The organism is Janthinobacterium sp. GW821-FHT03C08 (assembly GCF_059420905.1).
Genome location: NZ_JBWKUP010000013.1, coordinates 47,833 through 68,373, shown reverse-complemented (window position 1 = coordinate 68,373; position 20,541 = coordinate 47,833). Strand labels below are relative to the sequence as shown.

At 65.2% G+C, this 20,541-nt stretch carries 19 protein-coding genes; 7 read left to right on the top strand and 12 right to left on the bottom strand.

Annotation, left to right across the window (positions count from 1 at the left end):
- The first annotated feature begins 20 nt into the window (after positions 1-20).
- Together AC07VL_RS19560 and cls are read left to right on the top strand one after the other, a co-directional pair.
- Positions 21-2,132, top strand: a complete 2,112-nt coding sequence (locus AC07VL_RS19560) for a site-specific recombinase (protein WP_494807307.1) — start codon at positions 21-23, stop codon at positions 2,130-2,132.
- Positions 2,129-3,520 (top strand): cardiolipin synthase, encoded by a 1,392-nt coding sequence (gene cls / locus AC07VL_RS19555; protein WP_494807306.1) that lies wholly within the window; start codon positions 2,129-2,131, stop codon positions 3,518-3,520. Before AC07VL_RS19560 ends, cls begins: the two co-directional genes overlap by 4 nt.
- A gap of 24 nt (positions 3,521-3,544) precedes the next feature.
- Here the strand turns inward: cls and AC07VL_RS19550 are convergent, their stop codons facing one another.
- The 4 genes from AC07VL_RS19550 to AC07VL_RS19535 form a co-directional block, all read right to left on the bottom strand.
- A complete protein-coding gene (locus tag AC07VL_RS19550; protein ID WP_494807305.1) occupies positions 3,545-4,684 on the bottom strand; it encodes a M23 family metallopeptidase in 1,140 nt (379 codons plus the stop codon).
- Positions 4,685-5,010: 326 nt separating this feature from the next.
- Entirely contained in the window at positions 5,011-5,829 is an 819-nt protein-coding gene (locus AC07VL_RS19545) for a metallophosphoesterase family protein (protein ID WP_494807304.1), read from the bottom strand.
- Between the two features lie 3 nt (positions 5,830-5,832).
- Positions 5,833-6,747: a diacylglycerol/lipid kinase family protein gene (locus AC07VL_RS19540; protein WP_494807410.1), complete on the bottom strand. Its 915-nt coding sequence runs from the start codon at positions 6,745-6,747 to the stop codon at positions 5,833-5,835.
- An 11-nt stretch (positions 6,748-6,758) separates the two neighbouring features.
- The gene (locus AC07VL_RS19535) at positions 6,759-7,511 is read right to left on the bottom strand and encodes a phosphatase PAP2 family protein (RefSeq protein WP_494807303.1); all 753 of its coding nucleotides are present in this window, start codon (positions 7,509-7,511) and stop codon (positions 6,759-6,761) included.
- A 147-nt stretch (positions 7,512-7,658) separates the two neighbouring features.
- Here AC07VL_RS19535 and AC07VL_RS19530 point away from each other — a divergent pair, with 147 nt between their 5' ends.
- On the top strand, positions 7,659-7,883 hold the full coding sequence (locus AC07VL_RS19530; protein ID WP_010396348.1) for a hypothetical protein: 225 nt from the start codon (positions 7,659-7,661) through the stop codon (positions 7,881-7,883).
- A gap of 213 nt (positions 7,884-8,096) precedes the next feature.
- On the opposite strand, the gene AC07VL_RS19525 is transcribed toward AC07VL_RS19530, so the two are convergent.
- From AC07VL_RS19525 to AC07VL_RS19510, 4 genes are all read right to left on the bottom strand, one after another.
- On the bottom strand, positions 8,097-9,197 hold the full coding sequence (locus AC07VL_RS19525; RefSeq protein WP_494807302.1) for an AI-2E family transporter: 1,101 nt from the start codon (positions 9,195-9,197) through the stop codon (positions 8,097-8,099).
- Between the two features lie 171 nt (positions 9,198-9,368).
- Entirely contained in the window at positions 9,369-10,550 is a 1,182-nt protein-coding gene (locus tag AC07VL_RS19520) for a DUF1501 domain-containing protein (protein ID WP_494807301.1), read from the bottom strand.
- A 16-nt stretch (positions 10,551-10,566) separates the two neighbouring features.
- Entirely contained in the window at positions 10,567-12,132 is a 1,566-nt protein-coding gene (locus AC07VL_RS19515) for a DUF1800 domain-containing protein (RefSeq protein ID WP_494807300.1), read from the bottom strand.
- 99 nt (positions 12,133-12,231) lie between these two features.
- On the bottom strand, positions 12,232-13,134 hold the full coding sequence (locus AC07VL_RS19510; protein WP_494807299.1) for a LysR family transcriptional regulator: 903 nt from the start codon (positions 13,132-13,134) through the stop codon (positions 12,232-12,234).
- A 105-nt stretch (positions 13,135-13,239) separates the two neighbouring features.
- Between AC07VL_RS19510 and AC07VL_RS19505 the strand changes: the two genes are divergently transcribed.
- Complete coding sequence (locus tag AC07VL_RS19505) at positions 13,240-14,253, top strand: zinc-binding alcohol dehydrogenase family protein (protein ID WP_494807298.1); 1,014 nt, start codon at positions 13,240-13,242, stop codon at positions 14,251-14,253.
- Between the two features lie 2 nt (positions 14,254-14,255).
- On the opposite strand, the gene AC07VL_RS19500 is transcribed toward AC07VL_RS19505, so the two are convergent.
- Complete coding sequence (locus tag AC07VL_RS19500) at positions 14,256-15,524, bottom strand: glycerate kinase type-2 family protein (RefSeq protein WP_494807297.1); 1,269 nt, start codon at positions 15,522-15,524, stop codon at positions 14,256-14,258.
- Positions 15,525-15,614: 90 nt separating this feature from the next.
- On the opposite strand from AC07VL_RS19500, the gene AC07VL_RS19495 reads away from it, so the two are divergent.
- Positions 15,615-15,968 (top strand): YnfA family protein, encoded by a 354-nt coding sequence (locus AC07VL_RS19495; protein WP_290600345.1) that lies wholly within the window; start codon positions 15,615-15,617, stop codon positions 15,966-15,968.
- Positions 15,969-15,974: 6 nt separating this feature from the next.
- On the opposite strand, the gene AC07VL_RS19490 is transcribed toward AC07VL_RS19495, so the two are convergent.
- Both AC07VL_RS19490 and AC07VL_RS19485 read right to left on the bottom strand, forming a co-directional pair.
- Positions 15,975-16,376 carry a TerB family tellurite resistance protein gene (locus AC07VL_RS19490; RefSeq protein ID WP_494807296.1) on the bottom strand — a complete coding sequence of 134 codons (402 nt, stop codon included), beginning with the start codon at positions 16,374-16,376 and terminating at the stop codon, positions 15,975-15,977.
- A gap of 66 nt (positions 16,377-16,442) precedes the next feature.
- Positions 16,443-17,405 carry a TerC family protein gene (locus AC07VL_RS19485; protein WP_494807295.1) on the bottom strand — a complete coding sequence of 321 codons (963 nt, stop codon included), beginning with the start codon at positions 17,403-17,405 and terminating at the stop codon, positions 16,443-16,445.
- Between the two features lie 160 nt (positions 17,406-17,565).
- On the opposite strand from AC07VL_RS19485, the gene nhaR reads away from it, so the two are divergent.
- Complete coding sequence (gene nhaR / locus AC07VL_RS19480; protein WP_494807294.1) at positions 17,566-18,465, top strand: transcriptional activator NhaR; 900 nt, start codon at positions 17,566-17,568, stop codon at positions 18,463-18,465.
- A 3-nt stretch (positions 18,466-18,468) separates the two neighbouring features.
- Here nhaR and AC07VL_RS19475 read toward each other — a convergent pair whose 3' ends face one another.
- Positions 18,469-19,482 carry a zinc-binding alcohol dehydrogenase family protein gene (locus tag AC07VL_RS19475; RefSeq protein ID WP_494807293.1) on the bottom strand — a complete coding sequence of 338 codons (1,014 nt, stop codon included), beginning with the start codon at positions 19,480-19,482 and terminating at the stop codon, positions 18,469-18,471.
- 109 nt (positions 19,483-19,591) lie between these two features.
- Between AC07VL_RS19475 and AC07VL_RS19470 the strand changes: the two genes are divergently transcribed.
- On the top strand, positions 19,592-20,500 hold the full coding sequence (locus AC07VL_RS19470; protein ID WP_494807409.1) for a LysR family transcriptional regulator: 909 nt from the start codon (positions 19,592-19,594) through the stop codon (positions 20,498-20,500).
- Positions 20,501-20,541 lie beyond the last annotated feature (41 nt).

Below are 20,541 nucleotides of genomic sequence, written 5' to 3'. Positions count from 1 at the left end.
GGCTCGCCCGTTTTTTCTGCATGCTAGCTATCCTCGAACGCATTGATCCCAACTCCAGCAATATCGACTTGCTGGTGGACTTGTTTAACTCACTGCGTCCCAAGCGCCCCCACGACAGCGCTACCGCGATTGCCAACGTGCGCACCCTGCGCCAGCTTCTCAAAGGTAACCCTGCCCAGGCCCGCGCCCTGCACGAATACGTGCTGCGCGTGCTGGCCGCGCGCCGCCACGCCAGCCTGTATACGGACATCGGCGTGCTGTCGAACAGCGGTTTCTTCACCGAATTGAAACGCCGCATCGCCTACCGCATGCTGCCGCCCGCCCTGGGCGACGAATACCTGAACGACGCACTCGACCAGGTGCTGTACCTGAATACCGATTATTTGTGGATCAGCAACGTCCCCGCCGCGGACTGGCTGGAACTGTTCGACGTGCTCACCAGCGACGACATCGAGCTGGCCGTCGGCGACGGCAATATCATGCTGCCAGGCATGCTTGACGCCATCCGCACCTTGTCCTACCGCGTCTGCGCCATGGGCCTGGAACCGGAACTGACGCGTTTCCACAGCGAAATTGAAGTCTTCCAGTCGCCCTTCATGGTGCAGAACACGGAAGTGAACGCCTACCTGGACGCCTATACGAACCTGCTGCACGGAAATATCGAGCACATCGAGGATGCGCGCCACCTGCTGGTGATGCTGGACCAGTGCGACGCCGTCATCGCCAAGATCCGCAAGAAGGCCCTGTACCAGGGCACCAGCATTCCCCTCACCTATTTGCTGGTGGCATTGGCGCAGAGCATCGACCGCCTGCGCAAGCTGCTGTTTCTCGTCGACACGAGCGGCGAGCTGCCTGCATCGGCCAACGTGGACATCGCCGCCATCACGGTCGATGCCACGCAGGACTGGCACGATGCCCAGCCCGTCAGCCGCCGCCGCGCCGGTTCCGTCGCGCTGGCGCTGGAACTGATCCAGGCGCACAACAACAAGTACAAGGTCAGCGACCTGTTTTCCGACAATATCAACTTGCTGGCGCGCAATGTGACGGAAAACGCCAGCCGCACGGGCGAGCACTACATCGCGGAAAACCGCCGCGAGATGGGCGCCATGTTCCTCTCGTCGGCGGGCGCCGGCGTGATCATCGGTTTCATGGCCCTGTTCAAGATACTGATGTCCTACCTGCGCTCGGCGCCGCTGGTCGAAGCCTTCATGTTCAGCATGAATTACTCGATCGGCTTCATGTTCATCCATTTGCTGCACTTCACGGTGGCCACCAAGCAGCCGGCCATGACGGCCTCGCGCATCGCCGCCGGCCTGCACAGCAAGGATGGGCGGAATATCGACCTCGACAGCATGGCCGAACTGATCAACAAGGTCTTCCGCACGCAGAACATGGCCGTGCTGGGCAACCTGGCCACGGCCATCCCCACGGCCTGGCTGATCGCCCTCGGCTACAAGGCGATTACCGGGCACAACCTGGTGACGCCGGAAAAGGCCATGCACTTGCTGCACGATATCGATCCCATCGGCAGCCCCGCCATCTTCTATGCCATGATCGCCGGCGTGTGCCTGTTCGTGGCCGGCCTGATTTCCGGTTACTACGACAACCAGGCGCTGTACACGCGCTGGGCGCAGCGCATCGCGCAATTGCGCGGCCTGGGCCGCGTGATTGGCCAGGAGCGGCTGCAGCGCCTGGGCTTGTACCTGGAAAACAACCTGGGCGGCCTGATGGGGAATTTCTATTTCGGTATCCTGCTCGGCACCATCGGCACCCTCGGTTTCCTCATCGGCCTGCCCATCGATATCCGCCACATCACCTTCTCGGCCGCCAACTTCGCCACGGCCCTGGTGGGACTGGACCACAACATGAGCTGGCAACTGGCCGTCAAGTCGCTGTCGGGCATCTTCGCCATCGGCACGGCCAATTTGCTGGTCAGCTTCGGCCTCGCCCTGTGGGTGGCCCTGCGTTCGCGCCAGGTACATTTCAAGCACGGCATGCAATTGTTGAAGATTTTGGGCAAGCGCTTCCTGAAGTCGCCCATCGTCTTCTTCTTCGGCTCGAAAAATCCGCCGCCCCTGGCACTGGCCGACGAGTCGGCAAACCTGTCACCTACCACCAAGGCTCCCAAATGACCGCTAGTCGCATGCGACCCTGCCTCACCGCCCTCCTGCTGTGCTGGACCCTGGTTGCATGCGCCGCGCTGCCCAATGTCAAGAACCTCAATACCACCCTGGAACCCGTGGCCAAGCCCAAGGTGATCACGGGCAAGGGCGCCGTGCTGAACGTCAACAGCCGCGCCGCCCTGCTCAACAAGCGCTGGGCCAAGTCCGGCATGGACTTGAAGACCCAGGCCGCGCTGGAAGAGGCAGCCACGGGCGTGCCTTTGATCAAGGGCAACAAGGTCACCCTGCTGTTTGACGGTCCGCAAACCATGGCCGCCATGTTCGAGGCCATCAGCGACGCCAAGACCAGCATCAACCTGGAAACGTATATCTTCGACCAGGACCCGCTGGGCCTGAAGTTCGCCGACATGCTGATCGAAAAGCAGCAGGCCGGCGTGACGGTCAACGTCATCTATGACAGCGTGGGCACCATCGGCGTGCCGCAGGCGTTTTTCGAGCGCATGCGCGCGGCCGGCGTGCACCTGGTGGCCTTCAACCCCGTCAATCCCGCCAAGCTCAAGGGCGACGACTGGAAGATCAACAACCGCGACCACCGCAAGGTGCTCATCGTCGACGGCAAGACGGCGTTTACGGGCGGCGTCAACATCAGCGACACCTATGCCAAGAGCTCGCTGTTCCGCTCCAAGAACAAGGCCGCCGACAAGGGCGACGTAGGCTGGCGCGACACGCACGTGAAGGTGGAAGGCCCGGCCGTGGCCGCCTTCCAGTGGCTGTTTATCCGCACCTGGGCCCAGCAGGACCAGGCCGACTTGCCGGATGCCAATTACTTCCCCGTCCTGTCGGAAGTGGGCGACAAGCTGGTGCGCGTCGTGGCCAGCGAGCCGGACGGCGGCTTCGAGATCTACAAGGCCTACATCCTGGCCATCCAGGAAGCCAAGAAATCCATCCACATCACGTCCGCCTACTTCGTGCCCGACCAGCAGACAGTGGACGCGCTGGTGGCGGCGGCGAAACGGGGCGTGGACGTCACCGTGGTGCTGCCCGGCGTGTCCGACAGCGGCCTCGTGTTCCACGCGGGACACGCGCTGTATGATCAATTGCTGGCCGGCGGCATCCGCATCTTCCATCTGAAACTGGCCGTGCTGCACGCCAAGACGGCCGTCATCGACGGTGCCTGGTCGACGGTTGGCTCGACGAATATCGACATGCGCAGCTTTTTGCACAACAGCGAGCTGAACGTGATCGTGCTGGGCGACAGCTTCGGCCGCGAAATGGAAAACGCCTTCCAGGAAGACTTGCGCGACTCGGAAGAAATCACCAGGGCGAAATGGGAAACGCGGCCGATTTCCGACCGCATGAAGGAATGGGCGGCGCGCTTCATGCACTACTGGCTGTAACGGCCGCGCCCGCTTGAACGGCGGCTAGGGCCGGCCGAAATCGATGACGCCGTCGCCGATCGGGTATTCCCGCGCACGCGCCTCCCAGGCGTTCCCGGCCACTTTCAGGCGGTACTGTTCGAACAGGAAAGGCAAGCCCTCGCTGGCCAGGATATCGGGATTGCTGGCTACCTGGAAATGCAAATGCGGCACCCGCGCATCGCCGGAATTGCCCACCCTGCCCAGCAACTGGCCGCGCCGCACGCGCTCGCCTGTCTTCACCTGCACGCTACCGGGCTGCAGGTGCACATATTGCGCGAATTGCCCGTTGCCCAGGGCCAGCGTGACGAAATTACCGGCGACATTTTCCATCGTGATGGCCACGGCTGGCGTGAAGCCCGCCGCGGTGCGGGGAATATTGTCCGGCATGCCATCGCGCGCCCCGACGATCTCCCCGTCGGCCACCGCCAGCACGTTTTCGCCATACGCAAAATAGCTGCGCACATCGCGCGCATCGCCTGCGAACATGCTGCCATCGCGATATTTCTTCCAGTCGAGCGCATAGCGCCGGGCGAGCTGTGCCATGCCGCCGGCCACGAACACGCCCATGCGGTGATGTGAATCGATGCTGGGGCCGTTGTCGGCCGTCCAGCCCGTGCCTTGCAGCGGACGTCCCAGCACGGCCAGCGGCGTATGGCGCGTGCCGATGGGAGGACCGTCGGCCAGCGCCCCGTCGAGTAACAAGCGATGGCGCAAGGTGGCCGGCACGGCGGCGCTGGCGTCAAACGCCAGACACAGATAGACCACGGCGCCCTGCCCGCCCGCCAGCTGCGCCGCTCCCTCCTCGCTGCCGGCGCCGGCCACGCGCACGCGCTGCCGGAGCTGCGCGGCTGTCAGCGCCAGCAAGGCTTGCGGTTCGCTGCCCGCGAGGACTTCCAGGCCGCGCAAGGTCATGGCCTCGTCGGAAAAGTTATGCAGATGTAATTCGTAGAGCAGATAATTGCGTCCCGTGCCGGCCAATACGGTCGGTTCCAGCGGCGTGCGCATGTCGAGCTGGGGCGGTGGGAACACGGCCGTCTGCACGGTGGTGGCCGCCCGGGCAGGCGCGCCGGCGGCAATCACATCGCAGCCCGGGGGCGGCGGCAAGTCTGCCGCGGTGGCGGCCAGCAAGGGAGGTGAGATCAAGAGACTGCACAGGCAAGCGGCGTGGGCAAACAATCTGGCTGACATTGTATCCTTGGGGAAAAGTGCGCTCCACGGGCAAGCCTGCCATCGTGTCGCTGCATCAATAAAAGCCGCCAAGCTTAGCAGATTATCATGACTAAAAACACAAAGTTGCCAGAAAAGTGGAAGGCCGGCCCTGGCCGGCGCACGCTGGTGCAGGTCGGCGTAGGTCGGCGTAGGTCGGCTTAGCGCAGCGTAAGCCGACACCACCACGCAAACCGCCACCGCCAACAATATTGTCGGATTACGCGCGGCTTCGCCCCGCTAATCTCCGACCTGCGCAAGCCTCACAGCGGCCGCAAGCTGGCCCACACGCCGCCCTGGCGCTCGAACGCTTCCGTGCTGGCCTTTTCAAAGTCGGCACTGTCTTCATTCCAGCTGTAGCGCTCGACTCTGATGCAGCTCGCTTCCACCTTCAGCACATTGAACGAATTCGACTCGCCCCTGCCCCGCGTGGACGTGGCCGTGCCCGCCTGCACCATCAGGGCGGCATAGCCGTCGATCTTGTAGCGCGCCGAGGTATCGCCCGCATGGCTGGCGTGAAAATGGCCTGCCAGCAATAAATCCACGCCGCATTCGGAAAACATCTGCAGCGCCAGCGGCGCGCGGTCCACCAGGTCATCCTCGTCGAAGTGCTCGGGCAAGTCAAACGGATGATGCGTGACGATGATGCGCGTCAAACCGGGCGGCAAGCGGCCCAGGCGTTCGCGCAGGAAATCGATCTGCTCATGGCTGATGCGGCCATCCTTGAACGTCAGCGAGCGGGCCGTATTGATGCCCAGGACGGCGATTTCCTCGTCCACGTATTCGGGCGACAAATCGTCCGTCACGTGGCGCCGGTACTTCACCAGCGGCGTCAAAAAGCGGGAAAAAACGTTGTACAGGGGCACGTCATGGTTGCCCGGCACGACGATCTGCGGCCCCGGCAAACTGTCGAGAAAAGCCCGCGCCTGCCGGAATTCGGCGCTGCGGGCCCGCTGCGTGAGGTCGCCCGAGACGACCACCACGTCCGGCTCGAGGCGCTCGACGAGCGCGCGCAGGGGCGCCAGCAGGGCCGCATCGACCCTGCCAAAATGCAGGTCGGACAAATGCACGAGGGTACGCATGGCCTACTCCCCGCCTGGCGCCGCGGCGGGCGCGGGCACGAGCACGTCCAGCGCGGCGGGACGGATGCGGTAGTGCAAAGGCGTATTCATGATGGTCACTTCACCGTCGGTGGCCACGCGCAGGCGGCGGTGGTGCGTGGCGATCTCCAGGTCGGTGGCCGTCAGCACGTCGAAATCCCTGGCCTGCGACAGCTTGCCGAACAGCGCATGCAGGGCCAGGCGCACGAGGCCCAGGCGGCCCGGACGCTGCGCCACGTACAGGCTCAGCTGTCCGCCATCGAGCCGCTCGCGTTCGCCGATATTCAAGCCTTCCATCAGGTATTCATTATTGCCGATGAAGACGAAGGGCGTGCGCCGCGCATGCACGGCGTCGTTGAGCTTTAATTGCACGCTGAGGAAGGGATAGCGGCGCAGGGCGGCCAGCAGGGCCCAGCCGAAGGCCAGCCACTTGCCCCGCCCCAGCCGGCGCTGCTGCTTTTCGCGGTCGCGCACGATGTCGGGATACAGGCCCAGGCTGGAATTGTTCAGGAAGATGCGGCCATTGACCTCGCCCACGTCGACCTTCACGCGCACGCCCCGCGCCACGTTGGCAATGGCCGCCTCCAGCGTGAGGGGAATGTTCAGATCCTTGGCAAAATGGTTCAAGGTACCCAGCGGCAAGACGCCAAACGGCGTGCCGCTGCCGACGACGACGGAAGCGACAGCATTGATGGTGCCATCGCCGCCGCCGGCCACGACGATGGGTGCGCCATCGCGCAGGGCCTGCTCGGCCGTGGCGATCATCTCGGCGCCCCCTTGCGCCAGGGTGATGGCCGCGTCGAGTCCCACGGCCAGGAATTGTGCTTCGAGCTGCTGCGCCCAGTCGGGCGCATAGCCGCAGCCGGCGCCCGCGTTGATGATGACGGCGATTTTGCTCAGGATGTTTCCCCTTATGTGGTTTGCCGGATGTGCCGGCGGCGGCGCAGAGTCGACACGCCGGCGATGCAGATGGCCAGCCAGCCATAGCTTTCCGCCATGGCCGCCAGCACGTCGCTCAGGTAGTGCGCGCCCAGGTAGATGCGGCTGAAGCCCACCAGCGCCGCCATCAGGAAAGCGCCCAGCGCGATGGCGATGCGCCTGCCCCACGCGCCCGGCGCCGTCTGGCAAATCAGGTAGGCGGCCAGCAAGCCGTACAGGGCCGTCGAGGTGGCCGTATGGCCACTGGGAAAGCTGTACGTGCCCAGGGCCGTCTGCAGGATGGGCGTGTCAAAGCTGGGCCGCGCGCGCACAAAGATGTACTTTAGCAGCAGGTTCAAAAACATGACGCCCGGCATGGTTATCACCAGGGTCAGCAGCCAGTAAGTGGCGCCCCGGCGGTACCAGTACCAGCCCAGCAAGACCGCCAGGGTGATGGCGCCGATCACCCCATGCAGGTGCGTGACCACCAGCAGGCAGCCGGTGACCCACGGCACGGCATGCTGGTTGAACCACTGCGCCACCTGCAGGTCGATCACGGTGATCCGGGCCATGCCCATGACGGCTTCGGCGATCTCGTGGAACACGACGATGGCGACGAGCATCACGGCCACGCCCACCGTCATGTGCAGGCCCAGCTCACCCTCGGGCGACAGGCGCGCCTCGACGAAGCGGCGCAGTTTCGTGGTCCAGCCCGTGGTCATGCCCATGTCATTCTTCTGTTGCAAACTGATCCCTCTTCCCTGTTCCCGGTGCTGATCAAAAAAACCACACCATTAAAAAAATACTGTTTATTCATACAGTAGCTGTGTATTCATACAGTAGTTATGCTATTCTGATGACTCGTTCAACACATCTCCCTCAAAGGAATTGTCATGGCAACATTGAATAGCGGTTTTGGCTCACGGTTCGGCCTGGAATACGCCCCAAGCTCTTTCCTCGTCCGCATGGGCAAGCGCGAAATCCTCGTCTGCCGCGACTTCCGCAAGCGCTACTACACCGTCAATCCCTTGATCGAGTGCGGTACGGGCATCGAGCCGGGCTATGTTGAAGTGCTGCTGATGCGCCGTTGGTTGTTGATCTTATCTAAAGCGCATTAAATACGCCTTAAAAATCTGCCGCGCGGCGCGATGTGCGGCCTGCGATGCTCGCTGTACCAAAGTACAGCTGCGCTTCCTGGCCACGGCTCATTGCCGTCCGCTCCGATTTTTCCGGTGTATTCCGGGGCTTTCGGCGATCTTGCTTGAAAGCCTCGCCCGGCCACGCCGGGAACGCGCCAGTACCGGCCGGCGGCAACGCTGGCCGACCCCTCATTACTGCGTGCGTTCCGGTGCGGCCGGGCTGGCAGGTGTTTGCACTGGAGGCACCGCCTCAAACACATTCGCCTCGTACCACAAGGTCACGAACAGCACCATCACGACGGGACCGATGAACAGGCCCACGAGGCCCAGGGTTTCCACGCCGCCCAGGATGCCGAACAGCACGGCCAGGAAAGGCAGGCGGGTGGCATTGCCGATCATGCCGGGACGCACGAAATGGTCGGCCACGAACAGCACCACGGTGCCCCACGCGGCCACGCCGATGGCGGCGCCCACGCTGCCCTGGAACAGCAGCAAGGCGGCCGCGCACAGGTAGGCCAGCGGCGCGCCGAATGGAATGATGGCCAGGATGCCCGTGGCAAACGCCCACAGGGCGGGCGACGGCAAGCCGGCAATCGCATAGGCAATACCGATCAGCACGCCTTCTGCCAGGCCCACCAGCACCAGGCCGTTGACGGTGGCGCGTATGGCCGTGGGAATCTTTTGCGCATAGCGGCCCCACCGCTCGGGCCGCAAAAAATGGCTGCCGATGGCCGTGATCTGGCGCGTCAGCGCCTCGCCATCCTTGTAGAAGAAAAACAGGCATAGAAACGCCAGGCCGAAATCGACGAGGCGGTGGAAGACGTCCGCGCCGAGGATTTTCAGCATGTCGCGCGCGGAGTGAAAGCCGCCCACGGCGCTGCCCGCAAAGAAGTGGCCCAGGCCGTGGGGCTGGCTCAGGGTGGCCAGCCACCAGTCGCCGATGGCGTCGCCCGCCAGGGGAATGTGCATCACCCAGTCCGGCACGGGCAAGCCGTCCGTATTCGCATGGACGACGAAATTGGCCAGTTCGGGCACTTCGCGCGCCGCCTGCGCCACGCCGAACAGCACGGGAATGATGAAGATGCAGGCAAAGGCCAGGGTCAGCAGGGCCGCCGCCACGATGGTGCGCTGCCCCAGCGCCGCGCGCACGCGCAGGTACAGGGGCCAGGTGGCCACGCACAGGATGCCGGCCCACACGAGCGGCAAGAAGAAACGCTGCATGACGAAAGCCGTCAGGGCTATCAGCGCCAGGGAAAAGCCTGCGCTGAGCATGTCGCGCTGGGTATCGGTCATACCACTCCATTCGTGCCCCGCACCGGGAACAATGACGGGGCCAAGCTACGCGCCAGTTGCGCAGGCGTAGCGTAACACGGCGGCATGCCGATGCATAACACCCATCCCCCCTGCCATGCGTGGACATGGCGGCCTGCCGTATCCGCGCCGCCCGCATCCCCGCGCCAGCGGCTACACGAGGCCCAGATCCGTCGGCTTGACGCCGGCAAACACGTGCTCGAGCTGCGCCGGACTCAAACCGAAGGTGCGGCGCAGCAAGCCGCCCAGCACGGCCCGGTATTCGTTGAGCACGGGCATGTCGCGGTTCTGGAACAGATTCGCCTGCGTGATGGCCAGTTGTTCGCCCGCCACCTGTTTCCCCTTGATGCCGCCGCCCAGCACCCAGAATACGCTGCCGTGGCCGTGGTCCGTGCCGCGGTTGCCGTTTTCGCGGAAGGTGCGGCCAAATTCGCTGACGACGACGACGACGGTCTGGCGCCATTCGCTGCCCATTTCCTGCGAAAACGCGGCCAGGCCCCGTCCCAGCTCGTCGAAGCGCCCCGCCAGGTAGCCGTTCGCCCCGCCCTGCCCCACGTGCGTATCCCAGCCGCCCACGTCGACGAAGCCGATGTTGTATTTGTCCTTCATCAGGCGGGCGATGCGCTGCGCTTCCAGTTCAAAGCCGCGGGTAGAGATGGCGTTGCGGTTGGCTGCCTGCATTTCCCCCGTCAGTTCCCGCGTGACGTCGTCGCGCACGACGAAGCCGGCGGCCACCTGCTGCTGCAGGGGCGTGCCGTGGTACATGGCGGCGATGATCTGGCTTTGACGCGCATCAATGCCGGACTTGCCCAGCGAACGCAGCGCCATGTTCGGCACTTGCATGCCGCCCTGGAAAATCAGCGGCAGCTGGTCCGTGAAGGCGATGGCATGGTTGGCGTTGAGCGTCTGCGCCAGGCGGTTCAGGAAGCCCGAGCGGAAGTCGCGGCGCGCATTGATTTCCTGCCCCAGCTCGATCGTGTCCTGGGTTTCGAAATGGCTGCGCGTCAAGTCCGTCGTACCGGCAAACGGGATGAAGGCCGCCTCGCCGCTGTTGAACATGGGATAGATGGTGTCGCGCAAGGCCGGATGCAGGGCCCAGTCGGCGTTCAGCGCCAGCGCGCCGTTCTCCGCGCCCGGCTTCGCAATGGCGATATTCGGCCGCGCCGCATAGTAAAAATCGCTGCCCACGGGCACCAGCAGATTGTTCGCGTCATAGCCGCCGCGCAGGAAGACGAACAGCAGCTTCGCATTGGTGGCGGGCGCGGCCAGCAGCTTGCCCGCATGGGCCAGCAAGGGGGCGGCGGCCAGGGCTTTCAACAGGTCACGACGGTGCATGGCAGTTCCTTTCAATCTAACGGTGCATCATTTCCGGCGAGGACAGCAGGAAAGTGTTCCACTCCTGGGGCGAGGCGGCCTGCGCCAGCGCCTGGCGCGTGCCGGGGCTCAAGGTCGCTTCCAGCGACTGGAAATACAGGGCGCTGGCCAACTGGGGAAACGCCACTTTTTCCTGCGGCTGCGGGCCATCCGTCTTGAACAGGCCGGCGCTGCCCGAGGCGATGGTGCGGGCGATATCGAAGCGCGTCGTCATCTGGCCGGGGCTGGCCCAGGACGGGTCCGTCAAGGGATAGCCGTCCGGCGTCTGGCGCCCGTACAGGGGCTGGCCCATGCGCGAGAGCCAGTTCAGCATGGGTCCTGCATTCAGGATGGGCTTGTCGTCATAGCTGAGGCGCACGGCCGACACCACGTAGTGCATGGGGTCCTTGAACTTCTTGCCCAGCGATTGCCTGAACTCGGGGCTGGTGAACATGGTCTGCAGCACGTCGGCGATCATGCCGTCGCTGTGCTGGAAGGTGGCCGCCATGCGCGCCACCAGCGCCTCGGGCGGATTGTCGCCGACGAAATACTGGGCCAGCTTGCCGCTGATGAAATGCGCCGTGGCGGGACTACGGCTCAGGCGGTCCAGCGCTTCGTCCAGCTCGGCCAGGCCCCGGCCCTTCACCGTTTGGCCGAGGAATTGCTTGTCGCCGTAATCGTGGCGGTTCGGATTGAATTCGAACAAGCCGCGGCGCACGTATTGCGATTGCAGGGCCGGCCTCACCTTCGGCGCATCCGCGCCCAGGTTCACGCCCACGCCCGTGAGGATGCGCGCCAGTTCCTGCACGTCCTTCTGGCTGTAGCCGCCATTCACGCCCAGGGTGTGCAGTTCCATCAGCTCGCGCGCATAGTTTTCATTGATGCGGTTGGCGGCATTGGCCTCGTTGTCCAGGTAGCGCAGCATGGCCGGATGGTGGACGGTGGCGCCCAGCAAGTCGCGGAATTTCCCCAAGGCATGTGGGGCGATGGCGTTCGCCTCGTAATCGCCCACCATGGCGCGCAAGTTGTGCTTGCCCTGGTGCACGCTGAAATGGTTGAGCCAAAACCAGTCCAGCTGCTGCTGCAACTGGTTGGGCGAATACACGTCCAACAGCAAGGAACGCGTGGCCGCCTCGCGCGCCAGGCGGTTCAGTTCCTGCTGATACTCCTTTTGCGCCTGCTGCTTGGCCATGTCATCCATCACGGCGGCCGACTCCTTGCGCTTCTGCTCCATGGTCATGACGAGCTGGTCGAGGGGCACCTGGCTGATGGTCATGGCGTCGATCTGGGCCTGGATGGCGGGCGGCAGGCTGGCTTTGCCGGGATGCAATTGCGCCTGCAGGTAGCGCTGCCAGCCTTCCGCCTGCAACTGGCGCGCGCTGCCGCCGTTCACGCCCCAGCTGACGCGCTCGAGCATGGCGATGCCTTGCGCGGCATTTTCCGGCGCGCCGGCGCGTGCATCGCCGGCCGGCGCCAGCGCGCTGCCATGGCCGGCGGTGCCGGCGCAGCCAGCCAGCAACAGCAGGGAAATGAGGGTGGACGGCAGCAGTCGGTTGGGGGTCATGGCGATCCTTCAGGCGGTTTCAACCAGAATGCTTGAGAGTACGCCCTCGTTGACCTGCGCATGATTGCCATTTGCAACGAGTTGTAATGAAACGTTACTTTATGGCAACTCCGCGCACTTGTCGCGCAGGAAATCGCGCAGCTGCAGCACGAGCGGCGTCACCTGTGCCCGGTGCATGCACACGAGGTGCAGGGGGGTGGCCTCGCCCGCCGCCTCGGGCAACAGCACTTGCAGGCGGCCCGCGGCCACGTCGCCAGCCACGTCCAGCCGCGATTTGTAGGCGATGCCCAGCCCGGCCACGGCCCAGCGCCGCACGAGGTCGGCGTCGTCCGCGCTGCGGTTGCCGCTCACCTGCACCGTCACCTGCTCGCGCTGGGGCAGGCGGTAGAAGGTCCAGCGGTCGTGCATGCCGTCTTCCAGCGCGAAGCGCAGGCAATTATGTTGCGGCAAGTCTTCCAGCGCCAGCAGGGGGCCGTGCGCGCGCAGGTAGGCGGGCGAGGCCACCAGCACCCTGTCGTTGGCGGGCGCGATGGGCAGGGCGATCATGGACGAATCGTCCTGCTGGCCATAGCGGATGGCCACGTCGACTTGCTGGCGCACCATGTCGGCCACCCTGTCGCTGACGCTGAGCTGGTAGTGCAGCGTGGGATGGCGCGCCTGGAACTCGTCCAGCCATCCTAGCATCAGATTGCGCCCCAGGTCGGAGGGCATGGCAATTTTCAAGGTTCCGCCGAAACTGTCCTTGCCCGCCAGCAGGGCGTCATGGCCCGCGCGCAGCAGGCGCAAGGCTTCGCGCGCATGCTCCAGGTATTGCGTGCCTTCCACCGTCAGGCTCAGCGAACGGGTCGTGCGGGTCAGCAGGCGCAGGCCCAGCTCCCCTTCCAGGCGCTTGACGGCGGCGCTGGCCAGCGCGGGCGAGATGCCGATCTCGCGCGCGGCCGCCGACAGGCTGCCCCGGTCAGCCGTGCGCACAAACACCTGCAAGTCGTCGAGTCGCAGCAATTTTCAGCATTCCTTTGAAAGTGTTTCGGTACGCGCCCACTGTTTCTCGGGCGGAAATGCCACCATCATACGTCATCCCCTCTTCACTCTTTGCCAAGGACCAGCATGAAAGCCATCGCCTACCGCCACAGCCTGCCCATCACGGATGCCGACGCCCTGCTCGACATCGAGCTGCCCGTGCCCGTCGCCACGGGCCGCGACCTGCTCGTCGCCGTCCAGGCCATTTCCGTCAATCCCGTCGATACCAAGGTGCGCAGGAACCGCGCGCCGAAAGAGGGCCAGCCGGAAGTGCTGGGCTGGGATGCGGCCGGCATCGTCACGGCCGTCGGCCCCGACGCCACCCTGTTCCAGGTGGGCGACAGGGTCTGGTACGCGGGCGCCATCAACCGCCCCGGCAGCAACAGCGAATTCCAGCTGGTCGACGAGCGCATCGTCGGCCACATGCCCGCCAGCCTGGACTTTGCGCCGGCCGCCGCCCTGCCCCTCACAAGCATCACGGCCTGGGAATTGCTGTTCGACCGCTTGCAGCTCAGCCGCGACAAGAGCCCGACGGGCAAGTCCCTGCTGGTGATCGGCGCGGCCGGCGGCGTCGGTTCCGTGCTGGTGCAGCTGGCGCGGCAGTTGACGGGCGTGACCATCATCGGCACGGCCTCGCGTCCGGAAACGGCCGCCTGGGTGCAGGAACTGGGCGCCCACCACGTGATCGACCACAGCCTGCCCCTGGCCGCCGAAATCACGCGCCTGGGCTTGCCGCCCGTCGACTATGTGATCAGCCTGAACCAGACCGACAGGCATTTCGAGCAGATCGTCGAACTCATCGCGCCGCAGGGCAAGTTTGCCCTGATCGACGACCCCGAGCAGATCGACGTGCGCAAGTTCAAGGGCAAGAGCGTGTCCCTGCACTGGGAACTGATGTTTACCCGCTCGCTGTTCCAGACGCCGGACATGGTCCAGCAGCACGAACTGCTCGATGAACTGGCGCAGCTGGTGGACGCCGGTGTCATCAAGAGCACCGTGGCCGAGCGCTTCGGCACGATCAACGCGGCGAATGTGAAACGCGCGCATGCCCTGCTGGAAAGCAATACCGCGAAAGGGAAAATTGTCCTCGAGGGATTCTAAGTTCAGCTAATCAGGATGGCCCGGAAATCATTGACATTCGTCAAGGTCGGGCCTGTCACCACGCTGTCGCCCAGCGCCTGGAAGAAGCCGTGGCCATCGTTGTTGTCCAGGCTGTCGCGGGGATGGATGCCCTGTGCCCAGGCCCGCTGCAGGGTGTCGGGCGCCAGGACCGCGCCCGCGATCTCTTCCTGGCCGTCGACGCCATCCGTGTCGCCGGCCAGCGCGTGGATGCCCGCCTGCCCTTGCAGGGCGATGCCCAGCGCCAGCAGGAATTCCACGTTGCGCCCGCCGCGGCCCTTGCCGCGCACGGTGACCGTCGTTTCGCCGCCCGACAGCAGCACGCACGGGGCGGGAAACGGCTGGCCCCGCTGCGCCGTTTGCAGCGCGATGCCGGCCAGCACGGTGCCCACCTCGCGCGCCTCGCCTTCCAGGCTGTCGCCCAAGATATACGGCGTGACGCCGGCCGCCCGCGCCACGGCCGCCGCCGCTTCCAGGGCCAGCTGCGGCGTGGCCACCAGGGTGGTGCGCGTGTGCTCCAGGCGGGGATCACCGGGCTTCACGGATTCGCCGCGCCCGCTCTCCAAGGTCGTGCGTATGCTGTCCGGCAAGGCGATGCCGTAGCGGCGCACGATGGCCAGCGCGTCGGCGCACGTGGTGGCGTCCGCCACCGTGGGGCCGGAAGCGATGTCGCCCAGCTTGTCGCCGGGCACGTCGGAAATGGCCAGGGTGATGACTTGCGCCGGATGGCAGGCGGCCGCCAGCCTGCCGCCCTTGATGGCGGACAAATGGCGGCGCACGCAATTCATTTCGCCGATGGTGGCGCCGGACGCCAGCAGCGCCCGGTTCAAGGCCTGCTTGTCTTCCAGGCTGATGCCATCGAGGGGCAAGGCCAGCAGGGACGAGCCGCCGCCGGAAATCAGGCACAGCACGGTATCGTCTGGCTGCAAGTTGCCGACCAGCTCGAGCATGCGCTGCGCGGCCAGCATGCCGGCCGCATCCGGCACGGGGTGCGACGCTTCGGCAATCTCGATGCGCGCGCAGGGTACGGCATAGCCGTAGCGCGTCACCACCAGCCCCGACAGCGGCCCCGGCCAGTGCCGTTCCACGGCTTGCGCCATGGCGGCGGACGCCTTGCCCGCGCCGATGACGATCAAGCGGCCCTTGGGCACGGGCGGCAGATGGGGCGGCACGCAGTGCGACGGTTGCGCCGCTTCGATGGCGGCGTGGAACATGGCTTGTAGCAAGGCGCGTGGCGCCGCAGTCGTCGTCATTGTCTCTCCTCGGGAATCTGTCCCCGATGATAGCAGTGCCCGGCGGCCTCGGGCGGCTACAATGGCGGCAAGATTATTCACAGGAATGCAATGAACGACGCCATCGCATGGACCCCACTGGCCCGCACCTTCGGGCTGTTTACCGTCACGGCCGTGGCTGAACTGCTGGGCTGCTACCTGCCCATGCTGTGGCTGAGCAACAAGGGCAGCGCCTGGCTGCTGCTGCCGGCCGCCCTCAGCCTGCTGGTCTTCGTGTGGCTGCTGACCTTGCATCCGGCCGCCAGCGGCCGGGTCTACGCCACGTATGGCGCCATCTACATCGCCACGGCGCTGGGATGGCTGTGGCTGGTGGACGGCATCACGCCCGCCTGGACCGATGTTGCGGGCGTGGGCCTGGCCCTCGCGGGCGCCGCCGTCATCGCCATGGGGCACAAGGCGGCTTGATGGGCGTCAGGCGGCGTGTGCGCGGAAGTTGGTTTCCGCCGACCACCTGGCGCTGGCGCGGGCCAGCAGCACGGCTTCGCCATCGGCCAGCCAGTCGTCCGCGTCGGCAATCTTCCACATGGCTTGCAGCAGCTTGCGGCGCAGGTCCGGGTCCGTGATTTCATCGAGCAGGCTGTCGATCACGCCATGGGCCAGCTGCACGGCGCCATGCACGGTCGAGGTCAGCATGTCGTCGCACAGGTCTTGCAGCAACTGCTGAAAAGCGGCCGGTTCCAGCTCGATATGCTCGAGGATCTTGCTGCGGTGCATGGCCTGCAGCTCGGCGCTGGCCAGGTTGCCGTCGACCACCATCATCAGGGCCAGGATACGTCCCGCTGCCTGGGGACTGTTCATTTCATACGTACGCATAGTGTTTCTTCCATTGTTGGTTTAAAAAGCGCGCCACCGCCACGCGGGGCGCGCCGTACTGCCGTTTTACTTCTTGTCGCTGCGGGTGATGAACACGCTGGCCACGCAGCTGGACACGATCAATACCGCCACCACGAGCAGGGATGCTTCCACCGGCACGTGGTACCACGGCATGACCAGCATCTTCGCGCCGATGAACACCAGCACCATCGCCAGGCCGTACTTGAGCATGTGGAAGCGGTCCGCCACGTCCACCAGCAGGAAGTACAGGGCGCGCAAGCCCATGATGGCGAACAGGTTCGACGTGAAGACGATGAACGGGTCCGTCGTGATGGCGAAGATCGCCGGGATCGAGTCCACCGCGAACACCAGGTCCGTCACCTCGATCAGGATCAGCACGAGGAACAGCGGCGTGACATAGCGCAAACCGCCCTTGGCCACAAAGAAGCGCTCGCCGTGGTCGCCGTCCGCCACCCGCAGGTGACGGCGGGCAAAGCGCAGCACGGGGTTGTTCGCCACGTCCGGCTCCGCATCGGCCGCCACCAGCATGCGCATGCCGGTAATCAACAGGAAAGCGCCGAACAGGTAGAGCACCCAGCTGAACTCGCTTACCACCCATGCGCCGGCCATGATCATCACGGCGCGCATGACGATCGCGCCCAGCACGCCGTAGATCAGCACGCGGCGCTGGTACTGGACCGGCACCTGGAAGGCGCTGAAGATCAGCAGGAAGACGAACACGTTATCGACCGACAGGGCTTTCTCGATCAGGTAGCCGGAGAAAAACTCCAGCGCCTTCTGGTTGGCGATCTCGGGGCCGGCCGTGCCGTTCAGATACCACCACAGTCCGCCGTTGAACAGCAGGGCCAGGCTGACCCACACGAGCGACCACGTCGCCGCTTCCTTGACGCCCACCTTGTGCGCCTTGTTGCCGCCGAAGACGAACAGGTCCAGCGCCAGCATGAGCAGGACGAAGACGATGAAGCCGGCCCACATGGGCGCCGTGGCGATGCTTTCCAGGCCGTTCATCGCTGGCCTCCGTCAGTGTTTCCGTTTACCTTGCAGCCCATGGCGCTCTCCTCGTTTGAATGTCAGGCAACCATCATATGCCGGATTAACACATCGAACAAATCGAATATAATTAAGTCATAGATCGAAAAAATCGATGAATTAACGCAGCGGAGCGGCCATGTCCAACCTCAATTTCAAGCACTTGCGCTATTTCTGGATGGTGGCCAAGACGGGCAGCATCGCCCGCGCCGCCGAGCAGCTGCACCTGACGCCGCAGTCGATTTCCGGCCAGCTGGGCGACTTTGCCGACACCCTGGGCGTGGAACTGTTCCGCCGCAGCGGGCGCCAGCTGGAGCTGACGGACACGGGCCGGCGCATCCTCGGCCATGCGGAAGAGATTTTCAGCGCGGGCGATGAATTGCTGGAAATCGTGCGCGACCAGTCGCGCACGACGACGACCACGTTTCGCGTGGGCTGCGCCGATTCCGTCTCGAAACTGATCGCCTGCCGCCTCGTCGAGCCGGCGCTGGACCTGGACGAGCCGCTGCGCATCATTTGCCGAGAAGGCCGCCTGGCCAGCCTGCTGGCGGACCTGGCCGTGCACCGCCTGGACCTGATCATCGCGGACCGCCCCATGCCGGCCCACTTGAGCGTGCGCGGCTACAACCACTTGCTGGGCGAAAGCGGCATGACCCTGCTGGGCACGGCCGCCCTGGCCGCCACCCTGCAGGGCGGCTTTCCCCGCTGCCTGGACGGCGCCCCGCTGCTGCTGCCGGGCGAGGACTACGCCATCTACGGCCGTTTGCTGCAGTGGCTGGGCGAAAACAGCCTGCACCCGCGCATCGTGGGCGAGTTCGACGACAGCGCCATGATGCAGGCCTTCGGCCAGTCCGGCGCCGGCCTGTTCTTCGCCCCCACCGTCATCGCGCGCCAGGTGTGCCAGCAGTACGCCGTGGTGGAACTGGGGCGCGTCGACAGCCTCGTCGAGCAAGTGTATGCCATCACGACGGAGCGGCGCCTGCGCCACCCCGCCACCGTCGCCATCAGCCAGAATGCGCGGCGCGAGCTGTTCGTATAAGGCTTACTCCGCGCTGACGACCACCTTGCCCGGCTGCCCGCCCCGCTCCAGCAGCGCATGCGCGCGCAACACGGTGGCCGCGTCCATGGGCGACAGGCGCTGCCGCATGGTGTGGCGCAGCACGCCCTCGTCCAGCAGCGCCGCCACGCGGCTCAGGATGCGCTGCTGCTCCGCCATATCGGGCGTGGCATACAGGGGCCGTGTAAACACCATTTCCCAGTGCAGCGAAATACTCTTGCCTTTCAGCGGCGCCGCATCAAAAACATCGTGGTCATCGATGACGGCCAGCTTGCCGTGCGGCGCGATGATCTGCGTCAATGCCGCGACGTGCCGCGCCGTGTGCGACAGGGCGGCGATGTGCGCGACGGGCGCCGCGTTCAAGGCCGCCACCTGCGGCGCCAGCGGCAGCGCATGGTCGATCACGTGATGCGCGCCCATGGCGCGGCACCAGTGGGCGCTGTGTTCACGCGAGGCCGTGGCGATCACCGTGAAACCCGTCAGCTGGCGCGCCAGCTGGATCAGCATCGAACCCACGCCGCCCGCGCCGCCCAGCACCAGCAGGCTGCCCCGTTCCCGCCGGTCGCCAGGCGCAATCGCAAAGCGTTCGAACAGCAACTGCCACGCCGTCAGCGCCGCCAGCGGCACGCCGGCCGCCTGCGCGAAATCCAGGCTCGCCGGCATGCGCGCCGCGATGCGCTCATCGACCAGGTGATATTCAGCGTTGGCGCCCGCGCGGTCGAAGGAGCCCGAGTAATACACGGCTTGCCCCGGCGCGAACAGGGTCACTTCGCTGCCCACCGCGTGCACGATGCCGGCCGCATCCCAGCCCAGGGTGGTGACGGTGTCCGGCACGGCAACCCGCCCCGCGCGCACCTTGGTGTCGAGCGGATTGATACCCACGGCGCGCACCTGCACCAGCACGTCGCGCGGGCCGGGCGCGGGCATCGCCCCCGTCATGTCGAACAAGCCATGTTCGTCGTCCACGCTGCTGCCCTTGTTAAAACCGATCATCTTCATTGCCTACTCCCAGTAAATCTGCATGGTAAGCAGCCACGCGACAAAGAAAAATATGCTTCAATGCGTTTCACTATTGACCAAACTGTCATGAATCATGCAAAACCAGGATATCGATAATCTCTCCGGCGTGGCCCTGTTCGTCCAGCTGGCGCACGCGGGCAGCTTTGTCGCCGCCGCGCGCGCGGCCGGCATTTCGCCGTCGGCCGTCAGCAAGAGCCTGGCCCGGCTCGAGCACCGGCTGGGCGCGCGCCTGTTCCAGCGCAGCACGCGCCAGCTGAGCCTGACGGCGGAAGGCCAGCTGTTCTTGGCGCGCAGCGAACGCATCCTGGCGGAAATGCACGCGGCGCAGGAAGAACTGGCGGGCCATCTGGCGCCACGGGGACGCCTGCGCCTGGGCTTGCCGGAACTGGGCGGCTGGCTCTTGCCCGCGCTGGGTGAATTTTCCCGGCAGCATCCCGCCATCCACCTCGACCTGGACTTTTCCGACGCGCTGGCCGATGTCGTCGGCGACGGTTTCGATGCCGTCATCCGTATCGGCGCGCCGCGCGACTCGCGCCTGGCCGCCCGCAAGCTGGGCCAGTTCCGCTCCTGCCTGGTGGCTTCCCCCGCCTACCTGGCACAGCACGGCACGCCCCGCCACCCCCTTGATCTGCAACAACATGCCTGCCTGCACTACCGCTTCCGCCACAGCGGCAAGATCGAAGCGTGGCAGCTGCGCCAGGACGAGGGCGCTGCGCTGCCGGAGTTACCTTTGAGCATGGTCTGCAACAACGTGGAAGCGCGCCTGCACTTCGCCCGGCAGGGCCTGGGCATTGCCTGGCTGCCGGCGTTCACGGTGCAGGCGGCACTGGCCGATGGCAGTCTGGTCGAGGTGCTGACGGACTACGCCATCAGTCACCATCCGGCCCACGGCTGCTGGCTGCTGTGGCCCTCGGGGCCGCACCTGGCGCCGAAGGTGCGGGCGCTCGTCGATTTCCTGGCCAAGGCGGAACTGTTGTCGCCAATTGCCCACAAATAAGGCATCGCAAAATACATTTGAGCAAATACACCTATATAATG

What these genes read in the sequence shown, in the direction of transcription:
- AC07VL_RS19560 (WP_494807307.1), top strand. Translation starts at nt 21, where the DNA reads ATGCTAGCTATCCTCGAACGCATTGATCCCAACTCCAGCAATATCGAC.
- cls (WP_494807306.1), top strand. Translation starts at nt 2,129, where the DNA reads ATGACCGCTAGTCGCATGCGACCCTGCCTCACCGCCCTCCTGCTGTGC.
- AC07VL_RS19545 (WP_494807304.1), bottom strand. Translation starts at nt 5,829, where the DNA reads ATGCGTACCCTCGTGCATTTGTCCGACCTGCATTTTGGCAGGGTCGAT.
- AC07VL_RS19530 (WP_010396348.1), top strand. Translation starts at nt 7,659, where the DNA reads ATGGCAACATTGAATAGCGGTTTTGGCTCACGGTTCGGCCTGGAATAC.
- AC07VL_RS19525 (WP_494807302.1), bottom strand. Translation starts at nt 9,197, where the DNA reads ATGACCGATACCCAGCGCGACATGCTCAGCGCAGGCTTTTCCCTGGCG.
- AC07VL_RS19520 (WP_494807301.1), bottom strand. Translation starts at nt 10,550, where the DNA reads ATGCACCGTCGTGACCTGTTGAAAGCCCTGGCCGCCGCCCCCTTGCTG.
- AC07VL_RS19515 (WP_494807300.1), bottom strand. Translation starts at nt 12,132, where the DNA reads ATGACCCCCAACCGACTGCTGCCGTCCACCCTCATTTCCCTGCTGTTG.
- AC07VL_RS19505 (WP_494807298.1), top strand. Translation starts at nt 13,240, where the DNA reads ATGAAAGCCATCGCCTACCGCCACAGCCTGCCCATCACGGATGCCGAC.
- AC07VL_RS19500 (WP_494807297.1), bottom strand. Translation starts at nt 15,524, where the DNA reads ATGACGACGACTGCGGCGCCACGCGCCTTGCTACAAGCCATGTTCCAC.
- AC07VL_RS19495 (WP_290600345.1), top strand. Translation starts at nt 15,615, where the DNA reads ATGAACGACGCCATCGCATGGACCCCACTGGCCCGCACCTTCGGGCTG.
- AC07VL_RS19490 (WP_494807296.1), bottom strand. Translation starts at nt 16,376, where the DNA reads ATGCGTACGTATGAAATGAACAGTCCCCAGGCAGCGGGACGTATCCTG.
- AC07VL_RS19485 (WP_494807295.1), bottom strand. Translation starts at nt 17,405, where the DNA reads ATGAACGGCCTGGAAAGCATCGCCACGGCGCCCATGTGGGCCGGCTTC.
- nhaR (WP_494807294.1), top strand. Translation starts at nt 17,566, where the DNA reads ATGTCCAACCTCAATTTCAAGCACTTGCGCTATTTCTGGATGGTGGCC.
- AC07VL_RS19475 (WP_494807293.1), bottom strand. Translation starts at nt 19,482, where the DNA reads ATGAAGATGATCGGTTTTAACAAGGGCAGCAGCGTGGACGACGAACAT.